This is a genomic window from Pseudomonas sp. RHF3.3-3 (genome assembly GCF_048069595.1).
GTDB lineage: Bacteria > Pseudomonadota > Gammaproteobacteria > Pseudomonadales > Pseudomonadaceae > Aquipseudomonas > Aquipseudomonas fuscovaginae_B.
The window spans coordinates 2,146,029-2,162,499 of record NZ_CP182250.1 but is presented as its reverse complement, the minus strand read 5'-3'; the positions used below and the strand labels follow the sequence as shown (position 1 = coordinate 2,162,499).

At 63.2% G+C, this 16,471-nt stretch carries 18 protein-coding genes and 1 pseudogene; 8 read left to right on the top strand and 11 right to left on the bottom strand.

Translation table 11 applies throughout. The features are described from left to right. Positions 1-22 precede the first annotated feature (22 nt). From ACMGT0_RS10015 to ACMGT0_RS09995, 5 genes are all read right to left on the bottom strand, one after another. Entirely contained in the window at positions 23-2,104 is a 2,082-nt protein-coding gene (locus tag ACMGT0_RS10015; protein ID WP_054057772.1) for an LTA synthase family protein, read from the bottom strand. A gap of 342 nt (positions 2,105-2,446) precedes the next feature. Next, positions 2,447-2,638 carry a PLDc N-terminal domain-containing protein gene (locus ACMGT0_RS10010; protein WP_010449788.1) on the bottom strand — a complete coding sequence of 64 codons (192 nt, stop codon included), beginning with the start codon at positions 2,636-2,638 and terminating at the stop codon, positions 2,447-2,449. Positions 2,639-2,856: 218 nt separating this feature from the next. Further along, positions 2,857-3,387 carry a hypothetical protein gene (locus tag ACMGT0_RS10005; protein WP_054057773.1) on the bottom strand — a complete coding sequence of 177 codons (531 nt, stop codon included), beginning with the start codon at positions 3,385-3,387 and terminating at the stop codon, positions 2,857-2,859. A gap of 93 nt (positions 3,388-3,480) precedes the next feature. Further along, positions 3,481-3,999: an ankyrin repeat domain-containing protein gene (locus ACMGT0_RS10000; protein WP_054057774.1), complete on the bottom strand. Its 519-nt coding sequence runs from the start codon at positions 3,997-3,999 to the stop codon at positions 3,481-3,483. Between the two features lie 108 nt (positions 4,000-4,107). Beyond that, positions 4,108-5,946, bottom strand: coding sequence for a long-chain-acyl-CoA synthetase (locus ACMGT0_RS09995; protein WP_416772402.1), 1,839 nt, complete (start codon positions 5,944-5,946; stop codon positions 4,108-4,110). 379 nt (positions 5,947-6,325) lie between these two features. Between ACMGT0_RS09995 and ACMGT0_RS09990 the strand changes: the two genes are divergently transcribed. Beyond that, entirely contained in the window at positions 6,326-6,598 is a 273-nt protein-coding gene (locus ACMGT0_RS09990; protein WP_017906369.1) for a DUF3509 domain-containing protein, read from the top strand. Positions 6,599-6,616: 18 nt separating this feature from the next. Here the strand turns inward: ACMGT0_RS09990 and ACMGT0_RS09985 are convergent. From ACMGT0_RS09985 to aroC, 4 genes and pseudogenes are all read right to left on the bottom strand, one after another. Continuing rightward, positions 6,617-6,796: pseudogene (locus ACMGT0_RS09985) on the bottom strand (helix-turn-helix domain-containing protein); the annotation flags it as partial. A gap of 397 nt (positions 6,797-7,193) precedes the next feature. Continuing rightward, positions 7,194-7,739 carry an acireductone dioxygenase gene (locus ACMGT0_RS09980; RefSeq protein WP_054063927.1) on the bottom strand — a complete coding sequence of 182 codons (546 nt, stop codon included), beginning with the start codon at positions 7,737-7,739 and terminating at the stop codon, positions 7,194-7,196. Between the two features lie 24 nt (positions 7,740-7,763). Further along, positions 7,764-8,918, bottom strand: a complete 1,155-nt coding sequence (locus ACMGT0_RS09975; protein WP_054063928.1) for an MFS transporter — start codon at positions 8,916-8,918, stop codon at positions 7,764-7,766. Next, positions 8,918-10,009, bottom strand: a complete 1,092-nt coding sequence (gene aroC / locus ACMGT0_RS09970; RefSeq protein WP_054057779.1) for a chorismate synthase — start codon at positions 10,007-10,009, stop codon at positions 8,918-8,920. The genes ACMGT0_RS09975 and aroC overlap by 1 nt, the downstream gene beginning before the upstream one ends. An 82-nt stretch (positions 10,010-10,091) precedes the next feature. Here aroC and ACMGT0_RS09965 point away from each other — a divergent pair, with 82 nt between their 5' ends. Further along, positions 10,092-11,093 carry an alpha/beta hydrolase gene (locus ACMGT0_RS09965; protein ID WP_192842685.1) on the top strand — a complete coding sequence of 334 codons (1,002 nt, stop codon included), beginning with the start codon at positions 10,092-10,094 and terminating at the stop codon, positions 11,091-11,093. 100 nt (positions 11,094-11,193) lie between these two features. Continuing rightward, the gene (locus ACMGT0_RS09960) at positions 11,194-11,985 is read left to right on the top strand and encodes a hypothetical protein (protein WP_054057781.1); all 792 of its coding nucleotides are present in this window, start codon (positions 11,194-11,196) and stop codon (positions 11,983-11,985) included. Positions 11,986-12,095: 110 nt separating this feature from the next. Here the strand turns inward: ACMGT0_RS09960 and prmB are convergent, their stop codons facing one another. Further along, positions 12,096-13,004 (bottom strand): 50S ribosomal protein L3 N(5)-glutamine methyltransferase, encoded by a 909-nt coding sequence (gene prmB / locus ACMGT0_RS09955; RefSeq protein WP_054063930.1) that lies wholly within the window; start codon positions 13,002-13,004, stop codon positions 12,096-12,098. A 219-nt stretch (positions 13,005-13,223) separates the two neighbouring features. Between prmB and ACMGT0_RS09950 the strand changes: the two genes are divergently transcribed. The 5 genes from ACMGT0_RS09950 to ACMGT0_RS09930 all read left to right on the top strand — a co-directional run bounded on the left by ACMGT0_RS09950 (position 13,224) and on the right by ACMGT0_RS09930 (position 16,000). Continuing rightward, positions 13,224-13,814, top strand: a complete 591-nt coding sequence (locus ACMGT0_RS09950) for a cysteine hydrolase family protein (protein ID WP_054057783.1) — start codon at positions 13,224-13,226, stop codon at positions 13,812-13,814. A 132-nt stretch (positions 13,815-13,946) separates the two neighbouring features. Then, on the top strand, positions 13,947-14,270 hold the full coding sequence (locus tag ACMGT0_RS09945; protein WP_416772398.1) for a hypothetical protein: 324 nt from the start codon (positions 13,947-13,949) through the stop codon (positions 14,268-14,270). 75 nt (positions 14,271-14,345) lie between these two features. After that, positions 14,346-14,903, top strand: coding sequence for a Smr/MutS family protein (locus ACMGT0_RS09940; RefSeq protein WP_054057785.1), 558 nt, complete (start codon positions 14,346-14,348; stop codon positions 14,901-14,903). A gap of 78 nt (positions 14,904-14,981) precedes the next feature. After that, on the top strand, positions 14,982-15,527 hold the full coding sequence (gene folE, locus ACMGT0_RS09935) for a GTP cyclohydrolase I FolE (RefSeq protein ID WP_416772396.1): 546 nt from the start codon (positions 14,982-14,984) through the stop codon (positions 15,525-15,527). A 101-nt stretch (positions 15,528-15,628) separates the two neighbouring features. Continuing rightward, positions 15,629-16,000, top strand: coding sequence for a glutathione S-transferase N-terminal domain-containing protein (locus ACMGT0_RS09930; RefSeq protein ID WP_054057786.1), 372 nt, complete (start codon positions 15,629-15,631; stop codon positions 15,998-16,000). Between the two features lie 59 nt (positions 16,001-16,059). Here ACMGT0_RS09930 and ACMGT0_RS09925 read toward each other — a convergent pair whose 3' ends face one another. After that, complete coding sequence (locus ACMGT0_RS09925; RefSeq protein WP_054057787.1) at positions 16,060-16,455, bottom strand: lysozyme inhibitor LprI family protein; 396 nt, start codon at positions 16,453-16,455, stop codon at positions 16,060-16,062. Positions 16,456-16,471: the final 16 nt, after the last annotated feature.

Sequence of the window (16,471 nt, the reverse complement as noted above, 5' to 3'; positions counted from 1 at the left end):
TGCAGGAATAACCGGCCAGGTGTTACTTGGTCGGTGCCACACCCGCGGTGTTATCCAGCAGGCTCTTGGTCGCGGTCTGGATGAAGGAACCGAGTTTCTGCTTCAGCTCGGCTTCGTCCGGCGAGTTCGGCAGCAATTCGCCACCTGGGGTGGCGCCCAGGTGGTAGCTCCACAGACGCGCCGGCACATCCTTGGGCTGCACCAGCACACGGTCGCCGGTGACCAGCGCCACGGTCGGCTCGCTGCCCGACGGCTTGATCATGCCGATACCGTGGTCGCCTTCCGGCAGGTTGAGCAGGTCACGCCCCCAGCACTGCTGGCGGAACTCGCCGCCCAGGCGGCCCATGATGGTCGGGACGATATCGATCTGGGTACCGACGGTGTCGCGGCGCGCGCCGAATTTCTCCTGGATGCCCGGGCCGATCAGCAGCAGCGGCACGTTGAAGCGTCCCAGGTCCATTTCGGTGATCTGCTCCTCGTTGCCGAAACCATGGTCACCGACCACCACGAACAGGGTGTCCTTGAAGTAGGGCTCCTTGCGGGCCTTCTCGAAGAACTGGCCCAGGGCCCAGTCGGAGTAGCGCATGGCCGTCAGGTGCTCGTTGAGCGTGCCACGATCGGTGACGCGCTCGACCGGCAGGGGCGTCGGCAGTGCGTACGGGGTATGGTTGGACAGGGTCTGCAGCAAGGCATAGAACGGCTTGCCGCTCGCCTCCCGGGCCTTCAACTCTTCCAGGCTGCGGTTGAACATGTCCTGGTCGGACACGCCCCAGGTCGGGTCGGAGAATACCGGATTGACGAAGTCGTTGCGGCCGATGAAGGTGGTCATGCCCTGGCTGCCGAAGAAGCCCGACTGGTTGTCCCAGGCGAAATCGCCGTTGTAGACGTACACGTCGTCATATTTGCGGGCGCTGAGCAGTTGCGGCAGGCCGGACAGCTTGTGGCTGCCTTCCGGCGTCTGCATCAGGTACTCGAAACCGGGCAGGTTCGGGAAGCACGCCATGGTGGCGAACATGCCCTGGTGGGTGTGGGTACCGTTGGAGAAGAACCGCTCGAACAGCAGGCCCTCCTTGGACAGCTTGTCGAAATAAGGGGTGATGTTGCCGGGACGGCCGAGGGCGCCTACCGAGTGACCGGCGAAGCTTTCCATCAGGATCACCACGACGTTTTTGATCGGCAGGGTGTTCTGCGCCGGTGGCAGGGTGTCGCGGCGGATCGCGGCGATATCGCTGTCGACCAGCTTGTCATTGGCGGTCAGCAGCATGTCGCGCACGGTCTGCTGGGCCAGCGGCTGTTGCAGGGTGGCTTTCCAGATATTGTCGCGATCATCGGACAGGCGACTCTGGGCCGCCGAGATCAGCGTCAGCGTCCCATTGAGGCCCAGCTGGTTGGCGAAGTTCGATTCGGTGGTGTAGGCATCTCCCCAGCGCAGTGGCGGGCCCTGGCGCAGGGTGCCGCGGGCGGCGACGACGCAGACCAGCAGCAGCACTACGAACAGCACGGTACGCGCATACCAGGGGGCGACGGCACGGCTGCCGGTGCTCGCCGCGAAACCGCCACGGGGACGGGTGATCCGGTCGGCGCCGCGGAACAGCAGGCTCAGCACCACGGTACCCACGGCCCAGGCCAGCAGGTAGCGGACCACCGGGAAACCGTACCAGAGCATGCTCATCACGGTTTTCGGGTCTTCCTTCACGTACTGGAACACCAGGCCGTTGAGGCGCTGGTGGAACTCGCGGTAGAAGTCCATTTCCATCAGGCCGAAGAACAGCGCCAGGCTCGAGGTCACCGTCAGCCAGAAGCGGAACAGGCCGCGTGCGGCCATGGCCCGGGCGCTGAGGAACGCCAGCGTCAACGGAATACAGAGGTAGACCACGATACGGATATCGAAACGCAGGCCGTTACCGAACGCCTCGAGGAAGGTCGAGGCCGGGGTGTCGAGGATCATCTCGCGGTTGTAGACCAGCAATGCCACCCGCAGCAGGGTGAACATCACCATCATGATCAATGCACACAACAGCGTGTAAGCCAGGTGAGACTTGACTGACGGTTGCGGCAGGCGCGTTGAGGAGCGCTGCGTGCTCAGGGCGTCCGGGTTTGCCATGTCGATTGGAGACTCGTTGGATTCAGGTTGAGAAGTCGGGTTCTGCGGCGCCCTGCCCTCCCTGTGACGCGAGAGGGGCGCGAAGCCGGCAAATGTTGCACGATCATCGGTGGTTTACCACCCATGTATCGTCATTAACCGTTGAAATTCTCTCTCACCAAAGGAAAAACCTTTTCAGAACAACGGATTGCAGTATGAGAGAGCGCTAAATCAAGCGAAGGAATTGTCGTAGACGGAATGTGAAAATTTCGTTGGACGCATGTTTTGACACACAAAAAGGAACGGCCTGCCGAAGCGCGCCGCGCCACTCCGGCAGGAAACGCCCGACCGCCACCCAGGCCGCTAGATCCGTACGTTGCCCCGTGGCCCCGCAATCGCCCAGATGATCAGCCCCAGTACCGGCAGCAGGGCGATCAGCAGTACCCAGAGGATTTTCATCCCGGTTTCGGCACCGCTTTTCAGGACGTTGAGAATGGCCCAGATATCCAGGGCCAGGATGATCAGGCCAACGAGGCCATTGAAGGTCGAACCCATGGTGCTGCTCCCGAATGATGAGGACTGGCATTAGGCTATGTACGAAATCGCTTGAAACTTGGTTATGCGGCGTTAAAAACCGGCTCGGAATGCTCATTTACTCCAGTAAACTCCGCTTCCTCGCCGGTTTTTGCCTTGCCTAACCTGCGTTTCAAACAATTTCGTACACAGCCTAGTAGGATAGCCGGCCACGACCAGGGTTCCGTCCAATTCCCGCCTCAGACGTGCAGCGCGATCCGCAGGGCTTCCAGGGACGGTGCGGCGGCGATGCCGACCTGCTCGCACAACTCCAGCACCCGTGGCAGGTCATTACCGTAGACCAGCACCGCCTGCAGTTCATCATCCAGCAGTTGGCTGAAGTTCAGCAGCACATAGCCACCCATTTCCGGGTTCATGCTCGAAAGCTGGATCTGGATGCGGTTCAGTGCCGTCAGCGCCTCGACCTTGGCCAATTGCTTGGGCTTGATGTTGAACGGCACGTCCTTGCCGAAGGACGCGACGATCTGGGCAAACAGGTCCATGTAGGTGTCCGCCTGGAACAGCACGGTCTCCGGCAGGCTGCCGACCACGACCCACTCACCCAGGGGGATCGGGAAGCTGTCGTCGTAGTTGATATCCGGATTGGCCGCCAGGAAACCGGCCTCGTCCGCATAGGCCTGGGCGGCCTCGTCGGCGATCTGCAGGATCTCGGCTTCGCCCATGCAGCCGGAGCTGATTTTGGTGATGAGTTCGATAAGGGCGGTTTTCATGGAGACACTGCGACCTGGGGCTGTTCGGGGGCGCGAAGGATAGCGCAAATAACGGCGCCGCGCAGGTACAGGACCGGCACGACGCCGGCAAGCTCAGGCCTCCAGTTGCTGCAACTGCGCGGCCGTGTCCGTCGCGCCCATGGTCCGGGCCGCCGCCAGCGCCGTGACACCATTGGCATCCGTGGCCCGGGGGTCGGCTCCCTGGCTGAGCAGGTACTCGACGATCGCGGTGCGGTTGAACATCGCCGCCATCATCAAGGCCGTACGACCGTCCGCCGATGCGCCCTCGACCTGCGCGCCGCCTTCGATCAGCAGCCTGACCATCGGCAGGTCGCCCTTGAAGGCGGCTCCGGCAATCGGGCTCTGGCCGTTGGCATTGCGGATTTCCGGATCGGCCTTGTGTTCGAGCAGCACCCGCACCGCATCGACATGGCCATGGTAGCTGGCGAGCATCAGCAGGGTGTCACCCTTGTGGTTGCGCAGGTTGACCGGCAGGCCGCTGCTCAGCAGCGCGGCCAACATGGCGGCATCGCCCTTGCGCGCCACGTCGAACACCTGTTCGGCAAATTCGGCGGCTTCTTCTTCGGTCATTTGTCGGGCTTGATCGGACATCTCGGAACTCCCTGTGGCTGAACGGGAAACGGCTCATCTATGGAGCCAGTTTCCCGACCTTGAGTTTCCCTGTCATGCCTTATTTTTCAAGCCCTTCCATAGCCAGAATCAATAACGGAACTTGCCGGCATGAATCTCTTCGTGAATCCGCCCGGTCACCTGCACATAGGTGTCGGAGCCCGGCAGCCAGGCGTAGATCGGATCGTCGCCGACCTTGCCGGGGTCGAAGGCCTCGTCCCGCAGCCGACCCTTCTGGTATTTGAAGGTGCCGGTGGTTTCCATCTTCAGCTTCACCCGCAGGAACAGCGGAATCGCATAGCTCGGCATCTGCTGGCGGGCGAAACTCAGCAACTCGGCGAAATCCAGGGTGGCCAGCGACTCGGCAGGCGTGATCGCGGCCATTCCCGCCCGGCCGTTGGTGTTGCTGATTTCCACCCCGTAGGCCACCACTTCGGCGATATGCGGGTGTTGCAGCAGGATATTCTCCACTTCGGTGGTGGACACGTTCTCGCCCTTCCAGCGGTAGGAGTCACCCAGGCGGTCGACGAACTGGGCATGCCCGAAACCGATGTCGCGCAGCAGGTCGCCGGTATTGAAATAGCGGTCGCCCTTTTCGAACACGTCGCACAGCACGACCTTCTGGGTCTTGGCCGATTCGGTGTAGCCGTCCAGCGGCGCCTTGTCGTCGATCCGCGCCAGCAGCAGGCCCTGGCCACCCTTGGGCACCTTGCGCATGAAACCGTCGGCGTCGCGCAGCGGTGTTCCGCAATCCGGGGCGTATTCCACCAGGGCCCAGGACATCAGGGAAAAGCCGATGGTGTTGTTGAAGTTGAGCGCGTTGGTGAAACCGATGTTGCCATCGCTGGCGGCATAGAATTCGCTGATGTGGTCGATGTCGAAACGCTGCTTGAACTCCCGCCAGACGCTCGGGCGCAGACCGTTGCCGATCATCTTCACCACCTTGTTGTGCTTGTCCGCGGCGCTGGGCGGCTGGTCCAGCAGATAGCGGCACAACTCGCCCACGTAACCCAGGGTGGTGGCGTTGAAACGCCGTGCCTCGTCCCAGAACTGGCTGGCGCTGAACTTGCGCCGGAAGGCGAACCCCGACGCCCCGGCAATCGCCGAGCCCCAGCACACGCACAGGCCCGTGGCGTGATACAGCGGCAGGGTGCAATAGAGGACATCCTGCAGCCCCATGTCGAGGGCGATAAGGCCGAAGCTGGCGTAGGTCTTCATCCAGCGACCATGACGGAAGATCCCGGCCTTGGGCAGACCAGTGGTGCCGGAGGTATAGATATAGAAACAGGGGTCATCACAGAAGACCTGCTGGCTGCTGGCCGGGTTCGCCTGGTCCTGGCCGAGGCTGGCGCTCATCAGGTTGATCCAGCCCGCGGGCGCTTCACCCGGATCGGCATCGGTGTCCTGATCCGCCACGAAGTAGTGCCGGGCCGGGTCGATCGCCACCTGCTCGCGCACGGCCGAATAGGCCCCGAGCAGTTCCGCCCCGACGACCATCGCCACCGGCGACACCAGCGTGATGCTGTGGACCAGCGCCCCCTGGGTCTGGGAGGTGTTGAGCATCGCGCAGACCCCGCCCACCTTGGCCACCGCCAGGATCGTCACCAGCAACTCGATGCGGTTCTCGATCAGCACGCCAATCACATCGCCCTTGCCGATGCCCTGAGCGATCAGGTAATGGGCTATGCGGTTGGCCCACTGGTTGGTCTGCTGATAAGTCAGGGAACGGTTGCCATACAGCAGCGCCGCTCCCGAAGGATTGCGAGCCACCGCCTGTTCGAAACTCCAGGCGAGCCCGCAGGGCTGGTCGGGGGCTTTCACCTTGGACAGCTTGAGCCCGCGAATGACACGCGGCAGTGCCTTGGCAACGGTGGGAAGCTTGCGGAGCATCATGCCCCAGGTGATCACGTCATCGGTTTGAACGTTCATGGGTCACATCCTGTCTTTTATTATTATCGAGCGAACGTCGTCCGGGCCGACAACCTCGCCCACCGTCCTTGTTGCAGCCCCGGGATTCGCAGCGTCGCCGGGGGCCCGCCTCGAATCGAAAATACGGCAACCCTGGCGAAGCTGTACACGAAGGTTTTGCAAAGTTTTGTATCCTCGCGCCCGTCAGGGGCGGCATCGGCCGGCGCTGGGCAAAATGCAGGATGCACGACGGCCGATCTTGCATTTTGCACGACACAACAAAACCAATAAAACAATAACCTATTGATTTTAAAGGGATTTATAAAAAAGGAATACTGGCACAATCACTGCACCTCTCACTCCATCCCTAGTCATTCACTAGCTGACGGAGTCGATCGACATGGACCTGATCCAGGAAAAATTCTCTTCTGTATTCTCCAATTACGAAGTCACCACCCAGCCACGCCCTGATGGCGGCGTGCTGCTCACGTTGCGTGACCGCGACGGCAAGCAGATGAAACGCTCGATCTCCTACGCCCAGTTGCACACCGCGGAACAGCTGACCTGGGTGATCAGCGCGATTCGCCGCGACCTCGCCGGCCAGCCCAGCGAACTGCCGGCCATTTCCCTGCTGCAGAGCCAGAACCGTTTTGCCCTGCCCTCCTATCATTGAGCCCGCACGGCAGGTGAGCTAGACGAGGCCGCGATGGACGGCCTCGCCAACGGCGTGGGCACGGTTGCTCACCCCCAGCTTGTGATAGATATTGCGTAGATGAAACTTCACCGTGGCTTCGGACACGTTGCGGATCACGCTGATTTCCCACACCGTCTTGCCCGCCTTGGCCCACTTGAGCACTTCCAGCTCCTTCTCGCTCAGGGTCGGGGCCTTGGCGAGGCGGTTGCGGCGATTTTTCTTCAGAGCCGGCAATAGCACCACCTGAACAACATCCTGTTTAAGCGGGTCCCTCGACTCCTTGATATCGGCCGGTCGAGGCCGGGCCATCTGCGCGACGCCCGCCGCCGATAGAGTGGGAATGCTCATGTCTGTTCCTCCCTGTGACTTTCAACAGTTCGCACAGTTGTTGCCCGAACAACCGCCGAAAACAGAGAGTTACACAGAAGTGGGAATTAACAACCGACCACAAACATAAACAGGGATGGCCGACATTTCATTAGGCAGCATCCTACAAATTGAAACATTCACTTCCGACTCAAGTTTTAATCACTCAAGCCGTGTGGCGACTGTTTAATGTCGGCGCTCCAGACCTTCAGTCGTCCAGGCGGGGAAAACGCCCGGCGATATCGTCCTCGACCGGGCTGGCAACCCGCCCCTCAGTCTTGTCGAACAGCCGGACCGCCACGCAACGCGGCTCCTCGCCCAGGTCGAACCAGTACGACGTACCGGCCGCAATGGTGATCAGATCGTTCCTTTCGCACAGCACCGCATAAACATAATCACCAATATGCAGGCTGAGCAGCCCGCGCCCGCCAAGGAACCACCGCACCTCATTGGCCTGCTGGCGCTGCTCACGCAACAGCTGCGCACAGCGCTCGAGCTTCTGCGGGTGACTGTTGTCGAGGCTGATGACCTCGACCGCGACACTGCCGTGCTCGCTCATCAGGGGATCGAGCTGGGCCCGACAGGCTTCGAGCACGTCTTCCTCAGGGGTGCCGGGGCGAATCGGCGTAGCGACGGACAAACGCTCGAAGCGAACGCCCTGCTCCGCCAGGGTCGCAGTGATATCGTCGACGTGGGTCAGGACCTTGTTCGCAAGTTCCGGGCTGCTGACGGGGTAAACGGACAGAATGCTCATGGCTTCTATTTCCTCGGGAAAGGCTCAGGGCCGATCCTCTTGCATGCGGGTGGCAATGATAATCGCGGCGGCCAGGACCGCCAGGCTGGCGATACTGAAAGTCAGGGTCGGCCCCAGGGCATTCCAGCTGTAGCCGGCATACAACGCGCCCAGTGCCCCGCCGGTGCCGGACAGTGCGGCGTAGAGCGCCTGGCCCTGCCCCTGCTGGCGCGAGCCGAAACTGCGCTGGACAAAATGAATGGCCGAGGCGTGGAAGCTGCCGAACGTGGCCGCGTGCAACAACTGGGCGAACAGCAGCACCCCCAGGTGTTCGGCGAAGGAGCCCAGCAGCAGCCAGCGCAAGGCCGCCAGGAGAAAGCTCGCCAGCAGCACCCGGCGCACGGAAAACCGCGCGAGAATCCGGCTCATGCCGAGGAACATCAGCACTTCGGCCACCACCCCCAGGGCCCAGAGCATGCCGATCAGCCCGCGGCTGTAGCCGAGGTTTTCCAGGTGCAGGGTCAGGAAGGTGTAGTAGGGACCGTGGCTCAGTTGCATCAACGCGACGCATAGGTAGAAGGCCAGCACGCCCGGGCTGCGCAACTGGCCGAGAAAGCCCTCGCCCGCGGGCCGGCTTTCATGGCCGGCCGGTTGCGCATTGGGCACCCAGGCGGTGCTCAGGGTGATGCCGGCCATGATCGCCACGATCGTCAGCGGATAGATATCCAGGCTCAACCATTCGAACAGGCGCCCGAGCAGCACCACGGCCAGGATGAAACCGATCGAGCCCCACAGGCGGATCTGGCTGTAGCGCCCGGGCTGGCCCTGCAGGTGCGCCAGGGTGATGACCTCGAACTGCGGCAGCACGGCGTGCCAGAAGAACGCGTGCAAGGCCATCACCAGCGCCAGCCAGGCGTAGCTCTTGTCGAGGAAGATCAGCGAGAACGCCAGCAGCGTACAGGCCGCGCCGCAGCGCACGATCAGCAGGCGCCGGCCGGTGTAGTCGCCCAGCCAGCCCCAGATGTTCGGCGCCACGCAGCGCATCAGCATCGGAATGGCCACCAGCTCGCCAATCCGCGCCGGGGCGAACCCCAGATGATGGAAATACAGCGCCAGGTACGGCGCCGTGGCGCCGAGCAGGGCGAAGTAGAACAGGTAGAAACCGGACAGCCGCCAGTAAGGGAGCGGCGCTCCCGACATTACAGCTGGCCCAGCACCGGGGTGCTGACACGCACATCCGCATTCTGCGCGCGATGACGCAGCAGGTGATCCATCAGCACGATCGCCATCATCGCTTCGGCGATCGGCGTGGCACGGATACCGACGCACGGGTCGTGACGGCCCTTGGTGATCACGTCCACCGGGTTGCCGTGAATGTCGATGGAACGACCCGGCGTGGTGATGCTGGACGTCGGCTTGAGCGCCAGGTGCGCAACGATCGGCTGGCCGGAGGAAATGCCGCCGAGAATGCCGCCGGCGTTGTTGCTGAGGAAACCTTCGGGGGTCAGTTCGTCGCGGTGTTCGGTCCCACGCTGGGCGACGCTGGCGAAACCGGCGCCGATTTCCACCCCCTTGACCGCGTTGATGCTCATCAGCGCATGGGCCAGTTCGGCATCCAGGCGGTCGAAGATCGGCTCGCCGAGGCCGGGCATCACCCCTTCGGCCACCACGGTGATCTTCGCGCCGACCGAGTCCTGGTCGCGGCGCAACTGGTCCATATAGGCCTCCAGCTCCGGCACCTTGTCCGGATCGGGGCTGAAGAAGGCATTCTGCTCGACCGAGTCCCAGGTCTTGAACGGAATCTCGATCGGGCCCAGTTGGCTCATGTAGCCACGGACGACGATGCCCCGGCTGGCCAGGAACTTCTTGGCGATGGCACCGGCAGCCACGCGCATGGCGGTTTCCCGGGCGGAACTGCGGCCGCCGCCGCGGTAGTCGCGTTCACCGTACTTGTGGTGGTAGGTGTAGTCGGCGTGGGCCGGGCGGAACAGGTCCTTGATCGCCGAGTAGTCCTTGGACTTCTGATCGGTGTTGCGGATCAGCAGGCCGATGGCGCAGCCGGTGGTCCGTCCTTCGAAGACCCCGGAAAGGATCTCCACCTCGTCGGGCTCCTGGCGCTGGGTGGTGTGCCGGCTGGTGCCGGGCTTGCGCCGATCGAGGTCGCGCTGCAGGTCTTCCAGCGACAGCTCCAGGCCGGGCGGGCAGCCATCGACAATGGCGACCAACGCCGGACCATGGCTTTCGCCAGCGGTGGTGACAGTGAACAGCTTGCCGTAGGTATTGCCGGACATGCAGGGCGCTCCGCGAATCAGATCTAGATAACCGAGCGGCCCAGTATACGCAGGCTGACCGACGAGTTCATCCTCGAACCTTATCGACGGTTGCGAGTCCAACCGGCACCTTGTCCATGATGGCCCGATGATGCTGCGTATTCTGCTCCTGACCTTGACCCTCTTCAGCGGCCTTGCCCAGGCCGGTGTCGTCCTGCAACGGCCGATCGAACTCGATACCGGCACCGGTGAACTGTTCGGCTCGCTGCTGCTGCCCAAGTCCGACCGGCCGGTACCGGTGGTGTTGATCGTCGCCGGCTCCGGGCCCACCGACCGTGATGGCAACAACCCCGATGGTGGACGCAACGACAGCCTCAAGCGCCTGGCCTGGATGCTGGCCCGCCACGGTATCGCCAGCGTGCGCTACGACAAGCGTGGCGTCGCGGCCAGCCTGGCGGCCACGCCCAATGAGCGCAACCTGAGCGTGCAGGCCTATGTCGCCGACACCGTGGCCTGGGGCGAGAAGCTCAAGGCCGATCCACGCCTGGGGCAGTTGATCCTGCTCGGCCACAGCGAGGGCGCGCTGATCGCCACGCTCGCCGCGCCGAAGCTGGCGGCCGCCGGGGTCATTTCCGTGTCGGGCAGCGGTCGCCCGGTCGACCAGGTACTGCGCCAGCAACTGGCCAGGCGCCTGCCACCGGCGCTGATGCTGCGCAGCAACGAACTGCTCGACAGCCTCAAGGCCGGACACCCGGACGCCAATATCCCGCAGCCGCTGGAGCCGATCTTTCGCCCCAGCGTCCAGCCCTACCTGATCAGCCTGTTCCGCCAGGACCCGGCGGTGGCCTTCAGCCACCTGACGATGCCGGCCCTGATCGTCCAGGGGCGCAACGACATCCAGGTCAGCGTCGATGACGCCAAGGCGCTGCAGGCGGCCAAGCCGGATGCGCAACTGGCGATCATCGACGGCATGAACCACATCCTGCGCATCGTGCCCGACGATATCCGGCAGCAGTTGGCCTCCTACAATAACCCGCAGTTGCCGCTGGCCGCCGGCCTGGAAAAGCCGATTACCGGCTTTATCGACGGACTTGCTCGCCATTGAGATGATTTTTGCCCTCCAGTCCTGGCAGAAGCGGCCGATAAGGCCATTGCCGGTATCGATATTGTGACTGGCAAGCTGGACACGGACAGGATCTCGCCGAATGACAGAAACTCAAGCGTCACCCGAAAGCAACGCCGAAGCCGTCGAACCCGCGCCGGTGGAACTGCCGTGGGCCGATGTGCAACCCGAGCACTTCAAGATGCTGCGCCTGGCCCCCCTGGCCACCGACCGCAACACCGGCGGACGGCCGCTGCGCTTTGTCCAGTTCGGCTACGCCGAGCGCAACGGCAAGGAACGCAGCCTGTTGCGCATGAGCATCCAGTTGCCGGCGCAAAAGGTGCGCAAGGAACAGAACCAGCTCGACATGTGGGTCGACCACACCACCAAACGCGTGCACTTCGGGCCCGAGGGCGGCCTGCAGGTGGAACCGTGGAACCGTGGAATCGGACGCTTCCTGGTGGCCCAGGCGGCGATCTGGGCGCAGAAGAAATGGTCGCACTACCGCATCGACGGCGCCCCCCTGCAGAACAAGGACGCGCTGAACGAAGACACCCGCCTGCGCCGCGACCACTTCCTGCGGGTCCAGGGTTTCGACGTGGTCTACGCCGACCCGCAGCACCTCAAGGGCAGCTACAAGGACATGCAGGTTGGCGAACTGCTGGCCCAGTGGAACACCGAGAAAGTGCAGTTCGTGGAGATTCTCGAAGCCTCGCAGATGCTCCAGCAGGCCGAGCAGAATCTGCAGGAGCAGGAAGTGAAACTGCGCCAGCAGGAAGAACGGGTCAGCAAGCTCAAGCGTGAAGACAGCGGGCTGCGCTTCACCATCACCTGCCTGGTGGCCTTCGCGGTGTTCCAGGCCGGGCTGCTGATCTGGATCGCCACCCACCGCTAGCCAGGTGGATATCCCCCAGCCAGTTGGCTCCCACAAGTGCTCGCGCCGCGCATGAATCCTGCGAACAACGCTGACACTGAGGGAGCAGGGTTCATCCGCGAACGGGCAACCTAGATCTTCGAGGCGAACAGCGCCTGGTGCTCGCGGCACTGCTGCGCCGTCAGCATGAACACCCCGTGCCCGCCACGCTCGAAGTCCAGCCAGGCAAAGTCCACCTGCGGATACAAGGCCTCGACATGCACCTGGCTGTTGCCCACCTCGACGATCAGCAGCCCCTTCTCGGTCAGATGGTCCGCCGCTTCGGCGAGCATCCGCCGCACCAGGTTCAAGCCGTCGTCACCACAGGCCAGGCCCAGTTCCGGCTCATGGTGGTACTCCGCCGGCATGTCGGCGAAATCCTCGGCATCGACATACGGCGGGTTCGAGACGATCAGGTCGAAACGCTGGCCCGGCAAGCCGTCGAAACCATCGCCCTGAACCGTGAACACCCGCTCGTCGACGCCATGGCGCTCGATGTTGCGGTTGGCCACTTCCAGCGCGTCGAAGGACAGGTCCGCCAGCACCACTTCGGCCTGCTCGAACTCATAGGCACAGGCAATCCCGATGCAACCCGAGCCGGTGCACAGGTCGAGGATGCGGGCCGGCTCCGCACCCAGCCAGGGGGCGAAGCGGTTCTCGATCAGTTCGCCGATCGGCGAGCGCGGGATCAGCACCCGCTCGTCAACGATGAACGGCAGGCCGCAGAACCAGGCTTCGCCCAGCAGATAGGCGGTCGGCACGCGATCCTCGATCCGACGCTTGAGCAGGTGCTGCAGATGTGTCAGTTCCTCGTCCTCCAGGCGGCAGTCGAGGTAGCTGTCGGCGATTTCCCAGGGCAGGTGCAAGGCGCCCAGCACCAGTTGCCGAGCCTCATCCCAGGCATTGTCGGTACCATGACCGAAAAACAGCTCCGCACCGTGAAAACGGCTGACAGCCCAACGGATATGGTCGCGCAGGGTGCGCAGGCGGGAAGTGATCACGGGTAGACTCCTGAAAAAACGACTGGCAATTCTAACAGCCAAACGGACGCCGGGTGGAAACCCGGCAAAAAGACCTCGGCGCGGACCTTTCCGACCGTCGGCGCCCACCTCTTGACATGGCTGCAGGCCAGTAACCACGGCGCTTGCGTCGGTAGCGATTCACATAAACGCTCAGCCGGAGGACAATGGGTAAAAGCCCCACGCACAGGAGCCCCTCGAATGTCCGTTCCAAAGACGATGTTTCAACTCAGTGGCCGAGGTTATGCGGCAGCCAACCTGAGCCACGCCACCCTGTTGATCATCGACGCCCAGAAAGAATATCTGAGCGGTCCGCTCGCGTTGTCCGGCATGGCGCAAGCCGTCGACAACATCAAGCAACTGGTCGCTGCGGCCCGCGCGGCCGGCCGGCCGATCGTGCACATCCGCCACCTGGGTACCGTCGGCGGCCTGTTCGATCCACAGGGCGAACGCGGCGAGTTCATTCCCGGCCTGGAACCCCAGGGCGACGAAACGCTGATCGGCAAGCTGCTGCCCAGCGCCTTTCATGGCACCGGCCTGGAAAAGCACCTGCAGGACCTCGGCTCGCTGGACCTGATCGTCTGCGGCTTCATGAGCCACTCCAGCGTCAGCACCACCGTGCGCGCCGCCAAGAACCTGGGCTTTCGCTGCACCCTGGTGGAAGACGCCTGCGCCACCCGCGACCTGCCCCACAAGGGCGAGATCATCAGCGCGGCCCAGGTCCAGCGCACCGAAATGGCAATCATGGCCGACAATTTCGCCACCCTGGCACTGACCAGAGACCTCATCTGAGCCCGTCGGGATGGGCGCTCCAGGCGATCGCCCATCCCTTGGCGCCGCACTCATTTTCCGATTTCCCCTTCACGTCCGGAACAAGCCGACCATCTCCCGGTCGAACGGCCGATAATCAAAGAGGAAATCGGAATGAAGATATCCGATGATGGATTCGACGCCCGCCGGCTGCGCCCCAAGGGCGAAAGCAACTGGCGTTCGCGTCTGTGCGCCGGTTTCGCGGCGCTGTTGGCGACTTTCGGCGTATTGCTGGTCATGGCCGGCACCGCCAGCCTGCTGGGGCACGCCCCAGCCATGGGCGAGCTGAACACCAACCCCGGCGCCTCGGCGGCGATCCTGGTGGCGGGCCTGCTGGTGCTGTACGTCGGCGTCTGGCTGTGGCGGCGCTGCCGTCGGCGCAGACGCCGTGGCCAGGCGCTGAACATGGCCCCGCACCTGATGAAAAGGCACGACTGATCCCGACCTTCGAGGAATCGCCTGTGACGTGAAGCCCGGCACTTGGGTAAACTGGCGGTTCCTGCGGAGACTGACATGCAAGACGACGATTTTTCCCTGTTTCAAAGCGAGATCCGCGGCGTAAAGCCGATCAAGCACGATCGTGCCGATACCGGCAAACCCAGGTCCGACCGCGCCCAACTGGCCAAGCTGCGCCAGGCGGCAACCGTGCGCAGCGAAGTCGCCACGGTGGACGGCCTGTCCGACCAGTTCGTGATCGACGTCGGCCCCGAAGACGAGCTGTACTGGTCCCGCGACGGCGTGCAGGAAAGCCAGATGCGCAAGCTCAAGGCCGGGCAGATCCCCTTCGAAGGCAGCCTCGACCTGCATGGCATGACCGTGGAAAAGGCCCGGGAAACCCTCTGGGCGTTCCTCGCCGAAGCGACCAGATTCGAGATCCGCTGCGTGCGCGTCACCCACGGCAAGGCCGTGCGCCTGGACGGCAAGCGCCCGATGATCAAGAGCCACGTCAACACCTGGCTGCGCCAGCACGCCCAGGTGCTCGGTTTCACCTCCTGCCAGGCCCGGCACGGCGGGGCCGGAGCGGTGTATGTGATGCTCAAGCGGACGATGATGGAAGGCCGCGACGAGTAACCGGACTGTCATCGAATTTGCAGGCGGCTGCCAGCCGCCGTATCCTTGGCCTTTGCGTAAACTCCCACAGGTAGATTCATGTCCCTGGAACATAATTACACGGCGATCCTCGGTCAACTCGGCGAGGACGTCTCCCGCGAGGGTTTGCTCGACACGCCCAAGCGTGCCGCCAAAGCCATGCAGTACCTTTGCCGCGGTTATCAACAGACCCTGGAAGAAGTCACCAACGGTGCCCTGTTCAGCTCCGATAACAGCGAAATGGTGCTGGTCAAGGACATCGAGCTCTACTCGCTGTGCGAACACCACCTGCTGCCCTTCATCGGCAAGGCCCACGTGGCCTACATTCCGAGCGGCAAGGTGCTGGGCCTGTCGAAGGTTGCGCGGATCGTCGACATGTACGCCCGCCGCCTGCAGATCCAGGAGAACCTCAGCCGCCAGATCGCCGATGCGGTCCAGCAGGTCACCGGCGCCCTGGGCGTTGCCGTGGTGATCGAGGCCAAGCACATGTGCATGATGATGCGCGGTGTCGAGAAGCAGAACTCGTCGATGATCACCTCGGTGATGCTCGGCGAATTCCGCGAGAATGCAGCGACCCGCAGCGAATTCCTCGCCCTGATCAAGTAACACCGGGCGACCTGAAGAAACCGGCGTTCATCGCCGGTTTTTTTCGCCTGGGGAAAATCAGGTAAGCTGCCTGCCTCCTCCACCGCCCACGAGGCTATCGCGTGTTAGTCAAAGCCCTTCGAGTCGGCCTGGGCCAACTCATCATCCTCATCGACTTCCTCACCCGCCCGCGCAAGCAGCAACGCAGCGCCGAGAACCAGGCCAAGGTCGACGCCGCCGCCAAAGGCCTGACCCTGTATCAATTCCATGCCTGCCCGTTCTGCGTGAAGACCCGCCGTACCCTGCACCGCCTGAACGTGCCGGTGGCCCTGCGCGATGCGAAGAACAACGAACAGGACCGCCAGACCCTGCTCGAACAGGGTGGCAGGATCAAGGTGCCGTGCCTGCGTATCGAGGAAAACGGCCAGACCACCTGGATGTACGAATCCAAGGTGATCATCGACTACCTGGACAAGCGTTTCGCCGCGGCCTGAAAAGGCCGCGTCAGAACTTCGGCACCTGCAGGAACCTGTTCGCGGCGGTCACACCCTTTTCAGTTGGGGCACTGATCGTATTCGCCGCGGCACTCGGTATAGGCCTTCAACTGCGCGGCACGCTGGCGGGTCAGCTCGGTTCGGCACTGCAGGTCGCGCATCGGCCACATCGAGCCGCCCTCCTCCGGCTTGCCGACCCGATACCGGCAGTCGGCATCGCGCAAGGCCAGCCACTTGCGCTGGGCATCCCTGAGCGCCTCCTTGCCGGCCGGGCCTTTCAGATAGTCCATCTGCGCCTTGTAGTACCGGTTCAGGTCGTCGTCGGCCCGCTTGAATGCCTGGGCCGCGCAGGTATTCATCGACGCCTGGCTGGCATCACAACCGTCAGCCGCCTGGGCGACAGCGGCCAGGCCCGACAGGGCGAACGTCAGGAAGGCTGCAAGCGGATATTTCATGGATGTCCCCATGTCG